The following is a 19869-nucleotide window of genomic DNA, read 5'->3' on the forward strand; positions in this document are numbered from 1 at the left end:
GGCGGACACGCATGAGGCAGGGACGCCTGCTGCCGCTGATCGTTGCCTGCGCGCTGTTCATCGAGAACATGGATTCGACGGTCATCTCGACGTCGCTGCCGGAAATCGCGCGCGATCTGGCGACCGATCCGATCGCGCTGAAGCTGGCGCTGACCACCTACCTGCTGGCGCTGGCGGTGTTCATTCCGATCAGCGGCTGGGTGGCCGACCGCTTCGGCGCGCGGCCGACCTTCATGGCCGCGATCGGCGTGTTCCTGCTCGGCTCGGTCGGCTGCGCGGCCAGCGGTTCGCTGGAGACGCTGGTGGCGGCGCGCTTCGTGCAGGGCATGGGCGGGGCGATGATGGTACCGGTGGGGCGCCTGGTGCTGCTGCGCACCGTGCCCAAGAGCGAACTGGTGCAGGCCCTGAGCTGGCTTACCATCCCGGCGCTGGTCGGGCCGGTGATCGGGCCGCCGCTGGGCGGCTTCATCACCACCTATTTCGACTGGCGCTGGATCTTCCTGATCAACATCCCGATGGGCATCCTCGGCATCGTCCTGGCCAGGCGCTTCATTCCCGACATCCGCGAAGCGGCGCCGCCGCTGGACTGGACCGGCTTCCTGCTGACCGGGCTGGGGCTGGGACTGGCGATGTTCGGTTTCTCCACGCTGGGCCGGCACCTGGTGTCGCTGCCGCTGTCGGTGGGCGCGCTGGTGGTCGGCGTCGGCGCGCTGGCCGCTTACGTCTGGCATGCGCGGCGGCATGCGCATCCCTTGCTCGATCTCGGCCTGTTCCGCCTGCCGACCTACCGCGCCGGCGTGCTCGGCGGCTCGCTGTTCCGCATCGGCATCGGCGCGACCCCGTTCCTGCTGCCGTTGATGCTGCAGCTCGGTTTCGGCCTGAGCGCGGTGCAGTCGGGCTTGCTCACCTTCGTCTCCGCGCTGGGCGCGATGTTCATGAAGACCATCGCCGCGAGCGTGCTGCGCCGCTTCGGCTTCCGCAGGGTGCTGGTCGCCAATGCCGTGATCGCCTCGCTGATGCTGTGCGGCTTCGGACTGTTCCGGCCGGACACGCCGCATGCCTACATCGTGGCGACGCTGCTGGTCAGCGGCTGCTTCCGCTCGCTGCAGTTCACCAGCTTGAACGCGATCAGCTTCGCGGACGTGGATGCGAAGCGGATGGGCCAGGCCAGCAGCCTGTCGGGGATGATGCAGCAGCTCTCGCTGAGCATGGGCGTGGCGGTGGGCGGCTACGTGCTGGAGTTCGCCGGGCTGATCGGGCAGCGGCCGGCGACCGACGTGCACAACTTCTACGTCGCCTTCGCCGTGGTCGGGCTGATCTCGGCAAGCTCGGCGTGGATGATGTGGCGGCTGCCGCGCGATGCCGGCGCGGAGATGTCCGGGCGGGCGCGGGTCGGCAAGGAGATCGCCGAGCCGAAGGTGGAGCAGCGGCCGGCGACGTGAGCGAGGGGATATTGGCAGGCCGGGCCCTCGCTCGACCCCTCGTGCCGCGCGATCGGCGCGGCGCGAAGCTCCCGCGGACGGGGAGGGGCGATGCCCCTCCCGCCGAGGATGCTCAGGCCAGGTCGAAGCGGTCCAGGTTCATCACCTTGTTCCAGGCGGCGACGAAGTCCTGCACGAACTTCTCCTGCGCGTCCGAGCTGCCGTAGACCTCGGCCAGTGCGCGCAACTGCGAATGCGAACCGAAGATCAGGTCGACGCGGGTGCCGGTCCACTTGGGCGCGCCCGAGGCGCGATCGCGTCCCTCGAACACGTCCTTGTCCTCCGAGACGGCTTTCCATTGCGTGCCCATGTCGAGCAGGTTGACGAAGAAATCGTTGCTCAGGGTTTCCGGCCGCTGGGTGAGGACGCCGTGCCGGCTCTGCCCGGCGTTGGCGCCGAGCACGCGCAGCCCGCCGATCAGGACGGTCATCTCCGGTGCGGTCAAGGTCAGCAGTTGCGCCTTGTCGACCAGCAGCGCCTCGGGCGTGACGGTGAACTTGCCCTTGAGGTAGTTGCGGAACCCGTCGGCGATCGGCTCGAGCACCTCGAAGGAGTCCACGTCGGTCTGCGCCTGCGAGGCATCCGTGCGTCCGGGGACGAAGGGCACCTTGACCGGGTGGCCGGCATTCTTCGCCGCCTGTTCGACGCCCGCGCAGCCGGCGAGTACGATCAGGTCGGCGAGCGAGACGCGTTTCGCGGATGCCCCGGATTGCGCGGCGTTGAAGTCCTGCTGGATGCCTTCCAGCGTCTGCAGCACCTTCGCCAGTTGCGCCGGCTGGTTGACCTCCCAGTCCTTCTGCGGCGCGAGGCGGATGCGCGCGCCGTTGGCGCCGCCGCGCTTGTCGGAGCCTCGGAAGGTGGAGGCCGAGGCCCAGGCGGTGGACACCAGCTCCGAAACGCTCAGGCCGGAGGCCAGGATCTTCCCCTTGAGCGCGGCGATGTCCTGTTCGTCGATCAGCGGGTGGTCGACGGCGGGAACCGGGTCCTGCCAGATCAGTTCCTCGGCCGGCACCTCGGGACCGAGATAGCGGGCGCGCGGTCCCATGTCGCGGTGCGTGAGCTTGAACCAGGCGCGGGCGAAGGCGTCGGCGAGCTGTTCCGGATGTTCGAGGAAGCGCCGGGAAATCTTCTCGTAGGCCGGATCGAAGCGCAGCGACAGGTCGGTGGTGAGCATGGTCGGTCCATGCCGCTTGGAGGGATCGTGCGCATCGGGGATGGTGCCGTCGCCCGCGCCGTTCTTGGCTTTCCACTGGTGCGCGCCGGCGGGGCTCTTGCTCAGTTCCCATTCGTTGCCGAACAGGCTTTCGAAGAAGTAGTGGCTCCACTTGGTCGGCGTGCTCGACCAGGTGACCTCCAGGCCGCTGGTGATCGCATGGCCGCCGATGCCGCTCTCGAAGCTGCTGCGCCAGCCCAGGCCCTGCTCCTCGAGGTCGGCGCCTTCGGGCTCGCGTCCCACGTGCGATTCGGGGCCGGCGCCGTGGGTCTTGCCGAAGGTGTGGCCGCCGGCGATCAGCGCGACGGTCTCCTCGTCGTTCATCGCCATGCGCGCGAAGGTCTCGCGGATGTCCCGCGCCGCCGCGACCGGGTCCGGGTTGCCGTTCGGTCCTTGCGGATTGACGTAGATCAGGCCCATCTGCACGGCGCCGAGCGGGTTCTCCAGCACGCGGTCGCCGGTATAGCGCTTGTCGCCGAGCCAGGTGGTTTCGGCGCCCCAGTAGACGTCCTCGGGTTCCCACACGTCCTCGCGCCCGCCGGCGAAGCCGAAGGTCTTGAAGCCCATCGATTCCAGGGCGACGTTGCCGGTGAGCACGATCAGGTCGGCCCAGGAGATCTTGCGGCCGTATTTCTGCTTGATCGGCCACAGCAGGCGCCGCGCCTTGTCCAGGTTGCCGTTGTCCGGCCAACTGTTGAGCGGCGCGAAGCGCTGCTGTCCGGCGCCGGCGCCGCCGCGGCCGTCGCTGATGCGGTAGGTGCCGGCGCTATGCCAGGCCATGCGGATGAACAGCGGGCCGTAGTGCCCGAAGTCGGCCGGCCACCAGTCCTGCGAGTCGGTCATCAGCGCCAGCAGGTCCCGCTTCACCGCCGCGAGGTCGAGGCTCTTGAATTCCTCCGCGTAGTCGAAGGCCTCGCCCATCGGATCGGATTGCGGAGACTGCTGGTGCAGGAACTTCAGGTTCAACTGGTTCGGCCACCAGTCGCGGTTCGACGTGCCGCTGCCGGCGACATGGTTGAACGGGCACTTCGTTGCGGTTGACATGGGAAGGTCTGCCTTGGCTGCGGTCCGCGCGTGCGCGGCGCGGATCCGTGGAGGAAAGAGGGCTGGGCATTCGCGATGCCCGCTCCGGATCGGCGGGCGGGCGCTAGCGCAGCACGCCCGGTGTGGGCCGGTCGTAAACCGGATCCGGCGCGTGCGCCGGCGAGGGGAGGAGGCGGAGCGGTCTTCGAGGAGATGAGGGCTGGCGCATCGCTGGCGGCTCCGCAGGTTGTGAGGTGCCAACGACCATACACTCGGCCTACGAAGAGGAAAAATCGAATTAAATGAAGCTATCGATAGATTTCGGCTATCGTGGCAGGCAAACAAAAAGGCGGGCCGAGGCCCGCCTTTCTTCACGACCCGTCTGCAAGCGGTCAGCTCTTGCCGCCGAGCAGTCCGCCTCCGATCTTGAGCAGGTCGCCGATGCCGAGCTGGCCGTCGCCGTCCTGGTCCAGCACGGCACCGAGCAGTCCGCCGCCGGCGCCGCCCTGCTGCTGGGCGACCTGGCGTTCCTGCCCGAGCACCTGGCCCAGGCTGCCGGCATCGGCATTGCCGCCCTGGCCGAGGAAGCGCTGGGCGAGGAAGGACAGCACGATCGGCGCCAGCATCTGCAGCAGTTGCCCGGCACGATCGTTGCCCAGCCCGGTGGCCTGGCCGAGGCCGGCTTCCGCGCGCGGCTGGTTGCCGCCGAAGATGTGGCCGAGGATCGCCGCGCCGTCGGTCTGGCGGCTGCCGCCACCGAGCGAGCCGCCCAGCACCGCGCCGAGCACGCCGCCCAGATCCAGGCCGGTGTGGTCCTTCTGCAGCGCGCCCAGCAAGGCTTCGGCGCCGCCCGGCTGCGCGGTGTTCTTGCCCAGCGCGCCGAGCAGCAGCGGCAGCGCCGCGCCGACCGCGCTGGACGTCTGCGACTGGTCCGTGCCCAGCTGCTGCGAGAGCTGCTGCAGCGGCGCGCCTTGCAACTGCTGGAAGAGTTCGTCGGCGAGGCTGTTGCTCATGGCGGGTCTACCTGCTGGAAGTGTGACGGGGGCCGCATGGTAGCGCGCCAGCGTTAGATTTGTGTCCGGGCGGCCGGCGCCGGTCCGGGGCCGGTCAAGACGGGTTCGTGCTTCAAAGGACGCAGCAGACGGCGCCATCGGTCCGACTGCCTTCGAGCCGGCATTCGGGGCATCGCCGACGGGTTCGGACAGCCGTCACCACCGTGCCCGGCGCGGCGCCGCGAAGACGGTTTCTTCCGCGCCGTCTTCCGCGTGGCGCCCTACGTCAGCGCCTTGATCCGGTACAGCGCTTCCAGCGCCTGCTTGGGCGTGAGTTCGTCCGGGTCGACGGCGGCCAGCGCATCGAGCGCGGCCGAAGCCGGCGCGAACAGGCCGAACTGCTGCGGCGAGTCGAGCGTGGCCGGCGACAGCGGCGCGGTGTCGCGGGTCTGCCGCTCCAGTTCGGCCAGGCGGCCGCGCGCTTCGCGGATCACCGCCTTGGGCAGGCCGGCCAGCGCGGCCACCTGCAGGCCGAAGCTGCGGTCGGCCGGGCCGTCCTTCACCGCATGCATGAAGACCAGGGTCTCGCCGCCGTGCCTGTCGTGGTGCTCGACCGCGTCCAGGTGCACGTTGGCGATGCCGCTGCCCGGGGTGGCCAGGGCGGTCAGCTCGAAGTAGTGGGTGGCGAACAGGGTGTAGCAGCGGTTGTGCGCGGCCAGGTGGCGCGCGCAGGCCTCGGCCAGCGCCAGGCCGTCGTAGGTCGAGGTGCCGCGGCCGATCTCGTCCATCAGCACCAGCGACTGCGCGGTGGCGTGGTGCAGGATGTAGCTGGTCTCGGCCATCTCCACCATGAAGGTGGACTGGCCGCGGGCCAGGTCGTCGCCGGCGCCGATGCGGGTGAGGATGCGGTCGATCGGCCCGATCGTCGCGCTGGCGGCGGGCACGAAGCTGCCGATGTGGGCGAGCAGCACGATCAGCGCGTTCTGGCGCATGTAGGTGCTCTTGCCGCCCATGTTGGGGCCGGTGATCACCAGCATGCGCCGCCCCTGACCGGAGTCGCCGTCCAGCGACAGGTCGTTGGGCTCGAACGGTTCGGTGCGCACGGCCTCCACCACCGGATGGCGGCCGCGCTCGATGCGCAGGCAGGGCTCGTCGACCAGCCGCGGGCGCGACCAGTCCAGCGTCTGCGCGCGCTCGGCGAAGCAGGCCAGCACGTCGAGCTCGGTCAGCGCGGCGCCGCAGCGCTTGAGCGATTCCAGATGCTCGTTCAGTCCGTCCAGCAGCTGTTCGTAGAGCAGCCGTTCGCGCGCCAGCGCGCGTTCGCGGGCGGACAGCACCTTGTCCTCGAAATTCTTCAGCTCCTCGGTGATGTAGCGCTCGGCGCCGGTGAGCGTCTGCCGGCGCGTGTAGTGCGTGGGCGCGCGCGCGGCCTGCGCCTTGCTGATCTCGATGTAGTAGCCGTGGACGCGGTTGTAGCCGACCTTGAGCGTCGGGATGCCGCTGGCCTCGCGCTCGCGCTGTTCCAGGTCGACCAGGAACTGGTCGGCATGGGTGGACAGGCGCCGCAGTTCGTCGAGTTCGGCGTCGTAGTCCTCGGCGAAGACGCCGCCGTCGCGGGCCAGCAGCGGCGGCTGCTCGACCAGCGCCTGCGCCAGCAGCGCGGCCTGCGCGTCGTGCTCGCCCAGTTCGGCGGCCAGCGCCTGCAGACGCGGCGAGTCGAGCGGTTGCAGGACCTCGCGCACCCGCGGCAGCAGCGCCAGGGCGTCGCGCAGCGTGCTCAGGTCGCGCGGGCGCGCCGAGCGCAGCGCGATGCGCGAGAGGATGCGTTCGACGTCGCCGAGCGCGCGGAAGGTCTCGCGCAGCGTATCGCCGGCGCCGTTGTCGATCAGCGTGGCGACGGCGTGGTGGCGGCGGCCGACCAGGTCGCGGTCGCGCAGCGGCCGGTGCAGCCAGCGCCGCAGCTGCCGTCCGCCCATCGGCGTGACGGTGGTGTCGAGCACGCCGAGCAGGGTGTGCTTCTGCTCGCCGTCCACGCGCATGTCCAGTTCGAGGTGGCGGCGCGTGGCGGCGTTCATGGCGATGGCGCCGTCGCTGGATTCCACCGCGATCGCGGTCAGGTGCGGCAGGCGCTGCTTCTGCGTTTCCTCGACGTAGCCGAGCAGGGCGCTGGCCGCGGCGATGGCCAGCGGCCGGTCCTCGATGCCGAAGCCGGTGAGGTCGTGCAGGCCGAAGAACTGCAATAGTTGCCGGCGCCCGCTGTCGGCGTCGAACAGCCACGGCGCGCGGCGGCGCACGCCGGTGCGCGCGGTGACGAAGTCCGGCCAGCCTTCCTCGTCGGGCTGCAGCAGCTCGGCCGGCTCCAGGCGCGCCAGCTCGGCTTCCAGGGCGTCGTCGTTGGCGACCTCGTTGACCAGGAAGCGGCCGCCGGCCAGGTCCGCCCAGGCTAGGCCGTAGCCGCCGCTTTTTGTGCCGCCGCGAGCGATCGCCAGCAGCAGCGTGTCGCGGCGCTCGCTCAGCAACGCCTCGTCGGTGACCGTGCCGGGGGTGACGATGCGCACCACCTTGCGTTCGACCAGGCCCTTGCTCGCCGCCGGGTCGCCGATCTGCTCGCAGATCGCCACCGATTCGCCCAGTGCCACCAGCCGCGCCAGATAGCCTTCCACCGCATGGAAGGGCACGCCGGCCATCGGAATGGGCTGCCCGGCGGAGGCGCCGCGCTGGGTCAGGGTGATGTCGAGCAGGCGCGCGGCCTTGCGCGCATCGTCGTAGAACAGTTCGTAGAAATCGCCCATCCGGAAGAACAGCAGCACGTCCGGATGTTCCGCCTTGGCGGCGAAGAACTGGCGCATCAGCGGCGTGTGCGAAGAGGTGTCGGGTTTGTTCATGGATCTCCGGTCTTGCTCGCCTTGCCTCCATTGCGGCGGGCCGTTCGCCGGCCGGGCGCAGCGGATGCCGAGGCCGCGGGGGCGCGTACCGTCCGCATCGGATCCGCCGGGGCGATCCCGTGGATCATGCGGGCCGGGCGGCCTTCGCGGCTTGCGTGAGGATGGGGCGCCAATGTTCCGCCATGACGGGCGTCGGCGGAACGACGGCAAATTATATGCGGATCGCCCGTGGTGCCGTGGCGCGGCGACGCCCATCGCCTGCGTCGCGCGGATCGCCTGGCGGCTGCGGCCGGAAGGTGTCGCGCGGGATCGTGCGTTCCACCCGGCGGGCGTTCGTGGCCGGGCGCCGAAGCCGCGCTTTCCGGGCACGGGCGTCCGCGCCAGCGGCGGCGATGCCCTCGATAGGAAGCCGACCTGCCGTGGGGTGCACGAATACCGACGAATCGAGTCCGTTCCCGACCTCTACTGCAACGCACAATGCCTTGCGGCGAATTGGTGTTAATTTCCCGTGAAGGCGTCGGGGCGCCTGCATTCGGTACGGAGAACAACCGCAAGACAGCCAATCGGCGCTTTCCAATCCACGCAATCTGATGGCCTGAGGGGGACACCATGATCGCTGCAAAACCGCAACACCGCGCGTTGACGCTCGCCGTCCTCGCCGCGAGCAGTGTGATGTCGGAAGCCGGTGCGCAAGAAGCCAGGGAGGGCAAATCCCAGCGCGACAAGGAAGCCACCACCCTGGACACCATGGTGGTGACCGCGCAAAAGCGCGAGGAGGCCTTGCAGGACGTGCCGATCATGCTCACGGCCCTGCCCGAGCAGCTGCTGCAGGACATCGGCGTCACCGACATCAAGGACGTGCAGATGCTGGTGCCGGGATTGCACGTCAGCTCCACCACCAACGAATCGCAGACCACCGCGCGCATCCGCGGCGTCGGCACCAACGGCGACAACGCCGGCCTGGAGTCGGCGGTGGGCCTGGTGATCGACGGCGTCTACCGGCCGCGCGTGGGCGTGGGCTTCGGCGACCTGGGCGAGATCGAGCGCATCGAGGTGCTGAAAGGGCCGCAGGGCACGGTGTTCGGCAAGAACACCTCGGCCGGCGTGATCAATGTCATCACCCGGCGCCCGAGCTACACGCAGAGCGCCGACGCCGAGCTGACCGTCGGCAACTACGGCGAGGTCGGCGTCTCCGGCGCCTACAACGACAACCTGGGGGAGAACGCAGCGTTCCGCGTCTATGCCGCCAAGCGCAAGCGCGACGGCGTGATCGACATCAACACCGGCGTCGGCCCGCGCGAGGAGCGCGAGGACAGCGACCGCAACTTCCACACCGTGCGCGGGCAACTGTTGCTGGAGCCGAACGAGAACCTCGACATCAACTTCATCGCCGACTACAGCAGCCGCGAGGAGAACTGCTGCGTCGGCGTGACCACGGTGCGCGGGGCCACGGCGGCGATCCTCGACGCGCTGGCCGGCGGGGCGGGGCGCGCGGTGATCCCGACGGCCGATCCGCAGCGCCGCCTGGGCTACGCCAATCGCGGCACCCAACAGGACGTCAAGGACAAGGGCCTGTCGATGGAGCTGAACTGGAATTCGCCCTGGTTCGGCGGCGCGACCCTGACCTCGATCACCGCCGGCCGCGACTGGAAGTCGATCAACGCGCTCGACTTCGACTTCAGCGGCGCCGACCTGCTGTATCGCCGCAACGAGTTCGACGATTCGTCCACCGCCTTCAAGAGCTTCAGCCAGGAGCTGCGGCTGACCGGCAGCAGCGACCGCTTCGACTGGATGGTGGGCGGCTTCTACTCGGACGAGGACCTGGAGCGACACGACCAGTACGTGATCGGACGCCATTACGAGGCCTACCTGTCCACGGCCCTGGTCAGCCTGTTCGCGCGGCAGCTCGCGCCGCTGGGGATCAACGTCAACACCGCCAATCCCTTCCTGTTCGCCTCGCAGGCGACCGGGCGTCCCTACGGCACCAGTTTCGCCGCCGACAGCGAAGGCGCACACGATACCTACGAGCAGAAGGCCCGGTCGCTGGCGCTGTTCACCAACAACACCTGGCGCGCCACCGACCAATTCTCGGTGACCCTGGGCCTGCGCTACACCCGGGAGGAGAAGGAGCTGGAGTCGCGCTACACCAATCCGAACGGCAGCCTGGGCTGCCTCTCGGCGCTCGGCAACCCGGCGCAGGTCGTCGCCGCGCTGGCCGGACGCGGCATTCCGGTACCGGTGGCGCAGCAGCTGGCGCCCACCACCATCGGCTACATGTGCCTGCCCTGGGCCAACATCCGCCACAACGGCCGCCGCACCGACCAGGATCGCACCGAAAGCGAATGGTCGGGCACGCTCAAGCTGGCCTATCGCTGGAACGAGCAGGTGATGACCTACCTGTCCGGCGCGCGCGGCTACAAGGGCGGCGGCTTCAACCTCGACCGCGTGCAGTCCAACACCGGCCTATCCTCCGGCACCGCCGGCATCGTCCCGGTCGACGACACGTCCTTCCCCGGCGAATTCGTCGACAGCTACGAGCTCGGCGCCAAGACCACCTGGCTCGGCGGCAACCTGCTGCTCAACGGCACCGTGTTCTACCAGGAGTACACCGACTTCCAGCTCAACAGCTTCCTCGGCACCAGCTACGTCGTGCGCTCGATCCCGCAGGTCGTGTCCAAGGGCATCGACACCGAACTGCTGTGGCAGACCGGCATCGACGGCCTGATGGTGCAGGCCGGCATCACCTATGCCGATACGCGCTACGGCAAGGACAAACCGACGTCGGAATTCGTCGCGCCCGCCGGTCCCCTGTACAAGCTGCCCGGCAACCGCATCAGCTTCGCGCCGCTGTGGTCGGGCTCGGCGGCGCTGAGCTACGAACGGGACATCGGCGCGAACCTGGTCGGCCGCTTCAACATCGGCGCCAAGTACCTGTCCGAGCACAACACCGGCTCCGACCTGGACGTGGAGAAGATCCAGAAGGGCTATACACTGGTCAACGCGCGCGTGGGCATCGGCGCGAAGAACAGGCGCTGGTCGGTGGAGCTGTGGGGCGAGAACCTTACCGACAAGACCTACCAGCAGGTGGGCTTCGACGCGCCGCTGCAGAACTTCTCGCCCACGCCCGGCGATCCGACCAACACCTACAACGCCTTCCTGGGGGCGCCGCGCACCTACGGGATGACGCTGCGCGTGCACTACTGACCCCTCGCTCGGGGCGATGACGGCGGCCCGCCGCGCATGCGGCGGGCCGTCGCGTTTTCGGCGTGCAGACATTTGCGCCGATTTCGGCTACAAGGCGGGCTCCCCACGACAGAAACGCCGATGTCCATTCCCACCGATTCCGAACTGCGCGCCTCGGCCGAAACGCTCGGTGCGCGCCTGCGCGCCGCGCACGAGCGGCTGGTCACGGCCGAGAGCTGCACCGGCGGCTGGATCGCCAAGACCGCCACCGACATCGCCGGCTCCTCCGACTGGTTCGACTGCGGGATGGTCGCCTACAGCTACGAGGCCAAGCAGGCGCTGCTGGGCGTGCGCCCGCAGACCCTGGAGAGCTTCGGCGCGGTCAGCCGCGAAACGGTGGTCGAGATGGTCTCCGGCGCACTGGTCAATTCCGGCGCCAGCGTCGCGGTGGCGGTCACCGGCATCGCCGGCCCCGGCGGCGGCAGCGAGGACAAGCCGGTGGGCACGGTCTGGATCGGCTGGAAGCGCCGCGGCGGCTACGCGCGCGCGGAAGTGTTCCGCTTCGACGGCGATCGCGAGCAGGTGCGCCGGCAGTCGGTGGCCGCCGCGCTGCGCGGGCTCGATGGGCTGATTGCCTAGCCGGCGCGTCGTCCGGAGTGCCGCCGGCGTGGCCGGCTGGCGCGCGGGGCGGGCGCAACGAAGCGGCGGACGACCGCGTCAGGCCAGATCCAGCGTCCACACCTGGCCGACCAGGTCATGGCCGAAACTGTGGTGGCGATACTCCTCGGCCAGCGCGAAGCCGCAGCTTTCGTAGATGCGGCGCGCCGCAACGAGGATGTCGTTGGTCCACAGCAGCATCCTGCGGTAGCCGGCGGCGCGGGCGAAGGCCAGGCATTCCTCGACCAGGCGCCGGCCCACGCCATGCCCGCGCGCGACCGGATCCACCAGCAGGCAGCGCAGCTGCGCGGTGTCGGCGTCGTCCGCGTTGCGCACGACGAACACGCAGCCGACGCGTTCGCCGTCCAGCTCGGCGATCCAGCAGCGCTCCTTCTCCGGGTCGTGGTCGGTGGCGAAGCGCGCGAACAGGGTGGCGACCAGCGCCTCGAACTCGGCGTTCCAGCCGTACTCGTCGGTGTACAGGCGCGCGTGCCGCTCGATCGCCCAGCCGATGTCGCCGGGAGCATGCGTGCGGATGTTCAGGCCGGAGGCCGTGCCGGCGGGCGAAAGCAGCGCTTGCGCCTCGTGCAGCGCGCGCGTCAGGCGCCGCCGTGCCGGCGCCGACATCTCCGAGAGCATCGCCGCGACGGCCGCGCGGGAATCGTGCTCGAGCCGCGCGAAGGCGGCCTCGCCGTCGGGCGTGAGGCGGAGCGTGATGCTGCGCCCGTCGCGCGTCGAGGGCGAGCGTTCGACCAGGCCTTCGGCCGCGAAGCCCTGCACGATCCGGCTGAGGTAGCCGGGATCGAGCCCGAGGGTCGCGCCGATGTCGCGCGCGGCGACCGGCTGGCGCCGCGCCAGCTCGAACAGCACGCGCGCCTGGGTGAGCGGGTAGGGACTGTCGAGCAGGTGTTCCTGCAGCACGCCGATGCGGCGCGTGTAGAAGCGGTTGAAATCGCGAATCTCGTCGACCTGCAATTCCAGCGCGTCGGGCGACATGGCGGCTCCGCCAATTGATTGACTGAGTCAACTATATGCCCGGCTTGCGGGCCTTGCCAGCGTCGGCGCTTAGTAGTATTACTACTAACCATGGAGCTCACCGACACCCAGCAGGCGATTCTCGAGATGATCGCCGAGCGCATCGAAGCCGATGGCCTGCCGCCGTCGCAGACCGAGATCGCCAAGGCCTTCGGCTTCAAGGGCGTGCGCGCGGCGCAGTACCACCTGGAGGCGCTGGAGACGGCCGGCGTCATCGAGCGCATGCCCGGCCGCGCCCGCGGCATCCGCGTGGTGCGCATGCCCGAACCGCCGCAGCAGGCCCTGCCGCTGCCGGCGGCGGGGGACGACGTGCTGCAGTTGCCGGTGCTGGGCCAGGTCGCGGCCGGCGTGCCGATCGGCGCGGACATCGGCTCGGAGCAGGTGGTGCTGCTCGACCGCACCTTCTTCGCGCCGGCGCCCGACTACCTGCTCAAGGTCAGGGGCGACTCGATGCGCGACGAGGGCATCTTCGACGGCGACCTGATCGGCGTGCACCGTACCCGCGACGCGCGTTCGGGCCAGATCGTGGTGGCGCGCATCGACGAGGAGGTCACGGTCAAGCTGCTGAAGATCGGCAAGGACCCCGCGGGCCAACAGAAGATCCGCCTGCTGCCGCGCAATCCCGACTACGCCCCGATCGAGATCCAGCCGGGCCAGGACTTCGCCATCGAAGGCCTGTACTGCGGCCTCGTCAGGCCGAACCGGTGAGGGCGGCGTTCGATCCGCCGACGGCCCGGTACGGGCTTTCCCGACGGGCGGCGCCCGCGGCTTCCGATATGCCGCCATGCGCCGCCCCGGTAAATTTTTCGGCGACGGACGCGGCAGTCGCAGCCTTTGCGATCCGCCGCAGCCACACTGCCGCCCAGATTCAAAACACATGATTCAAAACACATGACGAGGACCGCCACGATGGACGAGAACAAGAAGCGCGCGCTTTCCGCCGCCCTGGGACAGATCGAGAAGCAGTTCGGCAAGGGATCGGTGATGCGCATGGGCGATCGCACGGTCGAGGCCACCGAGGTGGTCGGCACCGGCTCGCTGATGCTCGACATCGCGCTGGGGATCGGCGGCCTGCCCAAGGGCCGCGTCGTGGAGATCTACGGCCCGGAATCCTCCGGCAAGACCACGCTGACCCTGCAGGCCATCGCCCAGTGCCAGCGCGGCGGCGGCACCGCCGCCTTCATCGACGCCGAGCACGCGCTCGATCCGACCTACGCGCAGAAGCTCGGCGTCAACGTCGACGACCTGCTGGTCTCGCAGCCGGACACCGGCGAGCAGGCGCTGGAGATCGCCGACATGCTGGTGCGCTCCAACGCCGTCGACATGGTGGTGATCGATTCGGTCGCCGCGCTCACGCCGAAGGCCGAAATCGAGGGCGAGATGGGCGACCAGCTGCCCGGCCTGCAGGCGCGCCTGATGAGCCAGGCGCTGCGCAAGCTCACCGGCAACATCAAGCGCAGCAACTGCCTGGTGATCTTCATCAACCAGCTGCGCATGAAGATCGGCATCATGATGCCCGGCCAGAGCCCGGAAACCACCACCGGCGGCAACGCCCTGAAGTTCTACGCCTCGGTGCGCCTGGACATCCGCCGCATCGGCTCGATCAAGAAGGGCGAGGAGATCATCGGCAACCAGACCCGCATCAAGGTGGTCAAGAACAAGATGGCGCCCCCGTTCAAGCAGGTCGTCACCGAGATCCTCTACGGCGAGGGCATCAGCCGCGAAGGCGAGCTGATCGACATGGGCGTGGACGCCAAGCTGGTGGAGAAGGCGGGTGCCTGGTACAGCTACGGCGACGAGCGCATCGGCCAGGGCAAGGAGAACGCCCGCCAGTTCCTCAAGGACAACCCGGCCATCGCCACCCGGCTGGAAGCCGAGCTGCGCGCCAGGTTCGTGCCGCAGGAAGCCTCGCAGCAGGACGCCGAGGAAGAGGAGGAGGCCTGAGCCTCCGCTCTTCCCCCGTTGAGTCCTTCTTCGTCGCGTCTGCTGCCGGAGGGAGGGTCGCGCCGACTCCTCCACGAGTGCGCGCTTGCGGCCCCCAGGGACTGAGTGCGTGCCGGATTTCACCCCGGCGCGCGGGAGAGGAAGGATGACGGAGGAGGAACGCCGGCGGCCGAAAGCGCAGCGCCGGCCGGCGGGCGAACGGACCCCGGTCCAGCAGGCGCTGGGCATGCTGGTTCGCCGCGAGCACTCCCGCAAGGAGCTCGCCCGCAAACTCGCTTCGCGCGGCATCGATGCCGGCGCGGCCGCGGCGGCCGTCGACCGGCTGGCGCAGGACGGCTGGCAGGACGACAGCCGTTTCGCGGAAATGCTGGCGCGCAGCCGCGCCGGCAACGGCTATGGACCGGTGCGCATCCGCGCCGAGCTGGCCACCCATGGATTGGAGCAAGACGCCATCCGCCAAGTCTTGGGAGACCTCGACGGCGGCTGGGCCGAGACAGCGCGCGACCTCGTCCGCCGCCGCTACGGCCCGGCCGCCGTCGATGACCCTGCCGTACGGCGCAAGGCCGCCGATTTCCTGCTGCGGCGGGGATTTGCCGCCGAGCACATCCGGGCGGCGGTGAGCGAGGACATCGAAGAGTAGGGCGCTCGCCCGAGGCTCCTCCCGGTCCGGCGGGGCGACCGGAAAAGCGCCGCCTCCTGCGCCGGGATCGATGCCTCGGGCGGGCATTCCCTTCGCCGCGCGCCGATGCCGCGGCCGCAGACGCCAAGCCCCGGATGCGGGCCGAGCACAGGGCGTTCACGCCTGTTAACCTATTGAATCCCCGGGTTGCCCTCATGCCCCCGCGGCCGCATCTTGTCGGTATCGCGGGCCTGATCGCGCCCATTGCGGGATTCGTTCGTCGTCCCTCGGCGCGCGGGCCGGCTTCGGGCATCCCGCCCGGCGTCGCGGCCGGGCGTTTGCGGGCGCGACCGGCGCGGACACGAGGTCGGCGCCGGCCTGCCGTCCATCTTCCAAACCGAGCTTCATGAAGACCACCTCCGACATCCGCCGGGATTTCCTCGACTTCTTCCAGTCCAAGGGCCATACCATCGTGCCTTCGGCGCCGCTGGTGCCCGGCAACGATCCGACCCTGCTGTTCACCAATTCCGGCATGGTCCAGTTCAAGGACGTGTTCCTGGGCGCGGAGAAGCGCAGCTACGTGCGCGCGGCCGACGTGCAGCGCTGCCTGCGCGCCGGCGGCAAGCACAACGACCTCGATTCGGTCGGCTACACCGCGCGCCACCACACCTTCTTCGAGATGCTCGGCAACTGGTCGTTCGGCGACTACTTCAAGAAGGACGCCATCGCCTGGGCCTGGGAGCTGCTGACCGAAGTCTGGAAGCTGCCCAAGGAGCGGCTGCTGGTCACCGTCTATCACACCGACGACGAGGCCTACGATCTGTGGCATCGCACGATCGGCCTGCCGGCCGAGCGCATCGTGCGCATCGGCGACAATAAGGGCGCGCCGTACGCCTCCGACAACTTCTGGCAGATGGCCGACACCGGGCCCTGCGGGCCGTGCACGGAAATCTTCTACGACCACGGCGAGCACATCGCAGGCGGTCCGCCCGGTTCGCCGGACGAGGACGGCGACCGCTACATCGAGATCTGGAACCTGGTGTTCATGCAGTTCGATCGCCAGCCCGACGGCACCCTGGTGCCGCTGCCGGCGCCGTGCGTGGACACCGGCATGGGCCTGGAGCGCCTGGCCGCGGTGCTGCAGCACGTGCACAGCAATTACGAGATCGACCTGTTCCAGGCACTGATCAGGAAGGCGTCCGAGCTCACCGGCACGCAGGACCTGGAAAACAAGTCGCTGCGCGTGATCGCCGACCATATCCGCGCCTGCTCGTTCCTGATCGTCGACGGCGTGCTGCCCTCCAACGAGGGCCGCGGCTACGTGCTGCGCCGGATCATCCGCCGCGCCCTGCGCCATGGCTGGATGCTCGGCACGCGCCAGCCGTTCTTCCACCGGCTGGTGGCGACGCTCGATGCCTTGATGGGCGAGGCCTATCCGGAACTGCGCGCCAAGCGCGAACTGGTCGAGCGCGCGCTGAAGGCGGAGGAGGAGCGCTTCGCCGAGACGCTGGACTCGGGCATGCGCATCTTCGACGAGGTCGCCAAGCGCAGCGCCGGCGCCATCCCGGGCGCCGACGCCTTCCGCCTGTACGACACCTACGGCTTCCCGCTCGACCTCACCGCCGACATCGCCCGCGAGCGCGGCCTGACCGTGGACACCGACGGCTTCGACGCGGCGATGGCGCAGCAGCGCGAGACCGCGCGCAAGAGCGGAAAATTCTCCGCCGGCACCGGTCTGCCGGCCGATCTGGTGGCGCAGCTGCAGCCCACCGAATTCCTCGGCTACGACCTGTTGACCGCGGGCGGACTGGAAGTGGTCGCGCTGTTGCGCGACGGCCGTCCGGTCGACGCTCTCGAGGCCGGCGAGGAGGGCGTGGTCTTCCTGGACCGCACGCCGTTCTACGCCGAGTCCGGCGGCCAGGTCGGCGACACCGGTGAACTGGACGAGCAGGGCGTGCGCTTCCGCGTCGCCGACACCCAGAAGTACGCCGGCCAGTACCACGGCCACGTCGGCCGCCTGGAGGCCGGCGGCCTCAAGCGCGGTGATCGCCTGGTCGCCTCGGTCGACGGCGCCCGCCGCGGCGCCACGGTGCTCAACCACTCCGGTACGCACCTGCTGCATGCCGCGCTGCGCGGCGTGCTCGGCACCCACGTGCAGCAGAAGGGCTCGCTGGTGGCGCCCGACCGCCTGCGTTTCGACTTCTCCCACTTCCAGCCGGTCACGGCGGAGGAGCTGGCGGAGATCGAGCGCCGCATCAATGTCGAGGTGCGCGCCGACCATCCCACCGAGATCCGCCAGATGGACATGCAGCAGGCGCTGGACTCCGGCGCGATGGCGCTGTTCGGCGAGAAGTACGGCGAACGCGTGCGCGTGGTGAAGATGGGCGATTCGGTCGAGTTGTGCGGCGGCACCCATGTGGCCAGCACCGGACAGATCGGCCTGCTGAAGCTGGTGTCCGAAGGCGGCGTGTCCGCCGGCGTGCGCCGGGTCGAGGCCTTGACCGGACACGACGCGCTGGAACACGTGGCCGCCGTGGAGCGGCAGTTGTCCGATGCCGCGCGCCTGCTGGGCGGCACCTCGGCCGAGGTCAACGACAAGCTGCGCGCGCTGCTGGACAGGCAGAAGAAGCTCGAACGCGAGCTGGAATCGCTCAAGGCCAAGGCCGCCAGCGGCGCCGCCGCGGACCTGGCCGCGAACGCGGTGGACGTGGACGGCATCAAGGTGCTGGCGGTGCGCCTGGAGGGCTTCGACGCCAAGGCGCTGCGCGATGCAATCGACCGTCTCAAACAGCAGTTGGGGGATGCGGTGATCGTGCTGGCCGGTGCCGACGACGGCAAGGCGGCGCTGGTGGCCGGCGTCAGCGGCGCGGCGCTCGGCCGACTCAAGGCGGGCGATCTGTTGTCGCACATCGCCAAGCAAATCGGCGGCAAGGGCGGTGGCCGACCCGACCTCGCGCAAGGGGGCGGTCCGGACGGCCCGGACCTGAATGCTGCCCTCACGCAGGTACCCGACTGGGTCCGGGCGAACCGCGCCTGAACCCCTGCCGGAACAGCGGTTTTTTGCTTGCTGAGGCCCGTCAGCAACCGGTAACATCCTCCGTTTGTTGCAAGCGTTTTTCGGCTGCCCGTGTCCGAAAGCCGTCTGGCGAGAACGTTTCCCGCCGACCCATGGAGATTCCAAGCAATGTTGATTTTGACTCGCCGCGTCGGTGAGACCCTGATGATCGGCGATACCGTCACCGTGACGGTGCTCGGTGTGAAAGGCAACCAGGTGCGCATCGGCATCACCGCGCCCAAAGACGTGGCCGTGCACCGGGAAGAGATTTACGAGCGCATCCAGCGCGGAGAGGAACGCGCCCCTCACCAGGGTTTGCCGCATTCCGACTGAACCGGTATTCTTCGCACGCGTTTCGGACGCATGCCGTCCGGCATGCGCACCGCACCCGGAGACTTGCCCGAGAGGCCGAAGGGGCTCCCCTGCTAAGGGAGTATGGGGTCAAAAGCTCCATCGAGGGTTCGAATCCCTCAGTCTCCGCCACTCAGGCGGGTTGCTCCGCCGGACGCCCCGCCACCCAGGCGCGGAGGTCCAGACGAAAAAGACGGATTGACGGAGGTGCCACCGATTCGGCACAATTCCGCTTCTGCATCACGCGCCCGTAGCTCAGCTGGATAGAGCACCAGGCTACGAACTTGGGGGTCGGGAGTTCGAATCTCTCCGGGCGCGCCATATACGAAAACGAAAACCCGGCCTCGGCCGGGTTTTCGTTTTGTGGCTTCCGCAGAACTCCTATTCCCCGTAGAACTCGCGGTACCAGGCCACGAAGCGCTCGATGCCCACCTCGATCGGCGTCGACGGCGAATAGCCGGTGTCGCGGCGCAGCGCCTCGACGTCGGCGTAGGTGTCGGGCACGTCGCCCGGCTGCATCGGCAGCAGGCGCATCGTCGCCTTGCGGCCGAGGCAATCTTCCAGCACCTCGATGTAGCGCAGCAGCTCCACCGGGCGGTGGTTGCCGATGTTGTACACGCGGTAGGGGGCGTCCGAGCTCGCGGGCGTGGGCGCCATCGGGTCGTACTGCGGATCGGGCCCGGGGACGCGGTCGAGCGTGCGCACCACGCCCTCGACGATATCGTCGATATAGGTGAAGTCGCGGCTGTGGCGGCCCTGGTTGAAGACGTCGATCGGCCGTCCGGCAAGGATGTTGCGCGTGAACAGGAACAGCGCCATGTCCGGGCGGCCCCACGGTCCGTAGACGGTGAAGAAGCGCAGGCCCGTGGTCGGCAGGCCGAACAGGTGGCTGTAGGTATGCGCCATCAGCTCGTTGGCCTTCTTGGTGGCCGCGTACATGCTTACCGGGTGGTCGACGCTGTCCTCCACCGAGAACGGCAGCTTGCGGTTGGCGCCGTATACGGAACTGGACGAGGCATAGACCAGGTGCTCGATGCCGCCGTGGCGGCAGGCTTCCAGGACGTTGAGGAAGCCGACCACGTTGCTGTCGACGTAGGCGCGCGGATTCTCCAGCGAATAGCGCACGCCGGCCTGCGCGGCCAGGTTGACCACGCGCTGCGGCGCGAAATCGGCGAAGGCGCGCTCCAGCGCGGCGCGATCCTCGAGCGAGGCGTGCGCGAAGCGGAAGCCGGCCAGCGGCTGCAGCCGCGCCAGCCGCGCCTGCTTCAGCCGCGGATCGTAGTAGTCGTTGAGGTTGTCGTAGCCCAGCACCTCGTCGCCGCGCGCGAGCAGGCATTCGCTGAGCTTGGAACCGATGAATCCGGCGGCGCCGGTGACCAGGATGCGCATGAAAGGACGCGAAGGGGGATTGCCGCCGATTGTAAGCCCCGG

Annotated in this window: 13 protein-coding genes and 2 tRNA genes; 10 read left to right on the top strand and 5 right to left on the bottom strand. The window is 69.2% G+C overall.

The annotated features are described in order from the left end of the window. Positions 1-11: 11 nt before the first annotated feature. On the top strand, positions 12-1442 hold the full coding sequence (locus tag MD221_RS00120; protein WP_242106827.1) for a DHA2 family efflux MFS transporter permease subunit: 1431 nt from the start codon (positions 12-14) through the stop codon (positions 1440-1442). 112 nt (positions 1443-1554) lie between these two features. Here MD221_RS00120 and katG read toward each other — a convergent pair whose 3' ends face one another. The 3 genes from katG to mutS form a co-directional block, all read right to left on the bottom strand. After that, positions 1555-3738: a catalase/peroxidase HPI gene (gene katG / locus MD221_RS00125; protein ID WP_242106828.1), complete on the bottom strand. Its 2184-nt coding sequence runs from the start codon at positions 3736-3738 to the stop codon at positions 1555-1557. A gap of 371 nt (positions 3739-4109) precedes the next feature. Beyond that, positions 4110-4730, bottom strand: a complete 621-nt coding sequence (locus MD221_RS00130; RefSeq protein ID WP_242106831.1) for a DUF937 domain-containing protein — start codon at positions 4728-4730, stop codon at positions 4110-4112. A gap of 260 nt (positions 4731-4990) precedes the next feature. Beyond that, positions 4991-7594 (bottom strand): DNA mismatch repair protein MutS, encoded by a 2604-nt coding sequence (gene mutS / locus MD221_RS00135; protein WP_242106833.1) that lies wholly within the window; start codon positions 7592-7594, stop codon positions 4991-4993. A 609-nt stretch (positions 7595-8203) separates the two neighbouring features. Between mutS and MD221_RS00140 the strand changes: the two genes are divergently transcribed. Both MD221_RS00140 and MD221_RS00145 read left to right on the top strand, forming a co-directional pair. Next, positions 8204-10798, top strand: a complete 2595-nt coding sequence (locus MD221_RS00140; protein ID WP_242106834.1) for a TonB-dependent receptor — start codon at positions 8204-8206, stop codon at positions 10796-10798. 120 nt (positions 10799-10918) lie between these two features. Next, the gene (locus MD221_RS00145) at positions 10919-11416 is read left to right on the top strand and encodes a CinA family protein (RefSeq protein WP_242106837.1); all 498 of its coding nucleotides are present in this window, start codon (positions 10919-10921) and stop codon (positions 11414-11416) included. A gap of 78 nt (positions 11417-11494) precedes the next feature. Here MD221_RS00145 and MD221_RS00150 read toward each other — a convergent pair whose 3' ends face one another. After that, positions 11495-12430, bottom strand: coding sequence for a bifunctional helix-turn-helix transcriptional regulator/GNAT family N-acetyltransferase (locus MD221_RS00150; RefSeq protein ID WP_242106839.1), 936 nt, complete (start codon positions 12428-12430; stop codon positions 11495-11497). A gap of 90 nt (positions 12431-12520) precedes the next feature. Between MD221_RS00150 and lexA the strand changes: the two genes are divergently transcribed. The 7 genes from lexA (at position 12521) to MD221_RS00185 (ending at position 18759) form a co-directional block, all read left to right on the top strand. After that, the gene (gene lexA, locus MD221_RS00155; protein WP_242106841.1) at positions 12521-13177 is read left to right on the top strand and encodes a transcriptional repressor LexA; all 657 of its coding nucleotides are present in this window, start codon (positions 12521-12523) and stop codon (positions 13175-13177) included. A 201-nt stretch (positions 13178-13378) separates the two neighbouring features. Further along, positions 13379-14413 carry a recombinase RecA gene (recA, locus tag MD221_RS00160; protein ID WP_242108548.1) on the top strand — a complete coding sequence of 345 codons (1035 nt, stop codon included), beginning with the start codon at positions 13379-13381 and terminating at the stop codon, positions 14411-14413. A 145-nt stretch (positions 14414-14558) separates the two neighbouring features. Next, on the top strand, positions 14559-15053 hold the full coding sequence (locus MD221_RS00165; protein WP_242106843.1) for a regulatory protein RecX: 495 nt from the start codon (positions 14559-14561) through the stop codon (positions 15051-15053). 385 nt (positions 15054-15438) lie between these two features. Further along, on the top strand, positions 15439-18069 hold the full coding sequence (gene alaS, locus MD221_RS00170) for an alanine--tRNA ligase (protein ID WP_242106845.1): 2631 nt from the start codon (positions 15439-15441) through the stop codon (positions 18067-18069). 147 nt (positions 18070-18216) lie between these two features. Continuing rightward, entirely contained in the window at positions 18217-18420 is a 204-nt protein-coding gene (csrA, locus tag MD221_RS00175) for a carbon storage regulator CsrA (protein ID WP_242106847.1), read from the top strand. 57 nt (positions 18421-18477) lie between these two features. Further along, positions 18478-18570 (top strand) — tRNA-Ser (locus tag MD221_RS00180). 112 nt (positions 18571-18682) lie between these two features. Then, a tRNA-Arg gene (locus tag MD221_RS00185) sits at positions 18683-18759 on the top strand. A 60-nt stretch (positions 18760-18819) separates the two neighbouring features. Here MD221_RS00185 and MD221_RS00190 read toward each other — a convergent pair. Next, positions 18820-19827, bottom strand: a complete 1008-nt coding sequence (locus MD221_RS00190; RefSeq protein ID WP_242106849.1) for an NAD-dependent epimerase — start codon at positions 19825-19827, stop codon at positions 18820-18822. Positions 19828-19869: the final 42 nt, after the last annotated feature.

The sequence above is a fragment of the Luteimonas aquatica genome (assembly GCF_022662575.1).
Lineage (GTDB): Bacteria > Pseudomonadota > Gammaproteobacteria > Xanthomonadales > Xanthomonadaceae > Luteimonas > Luteimonas aquatica.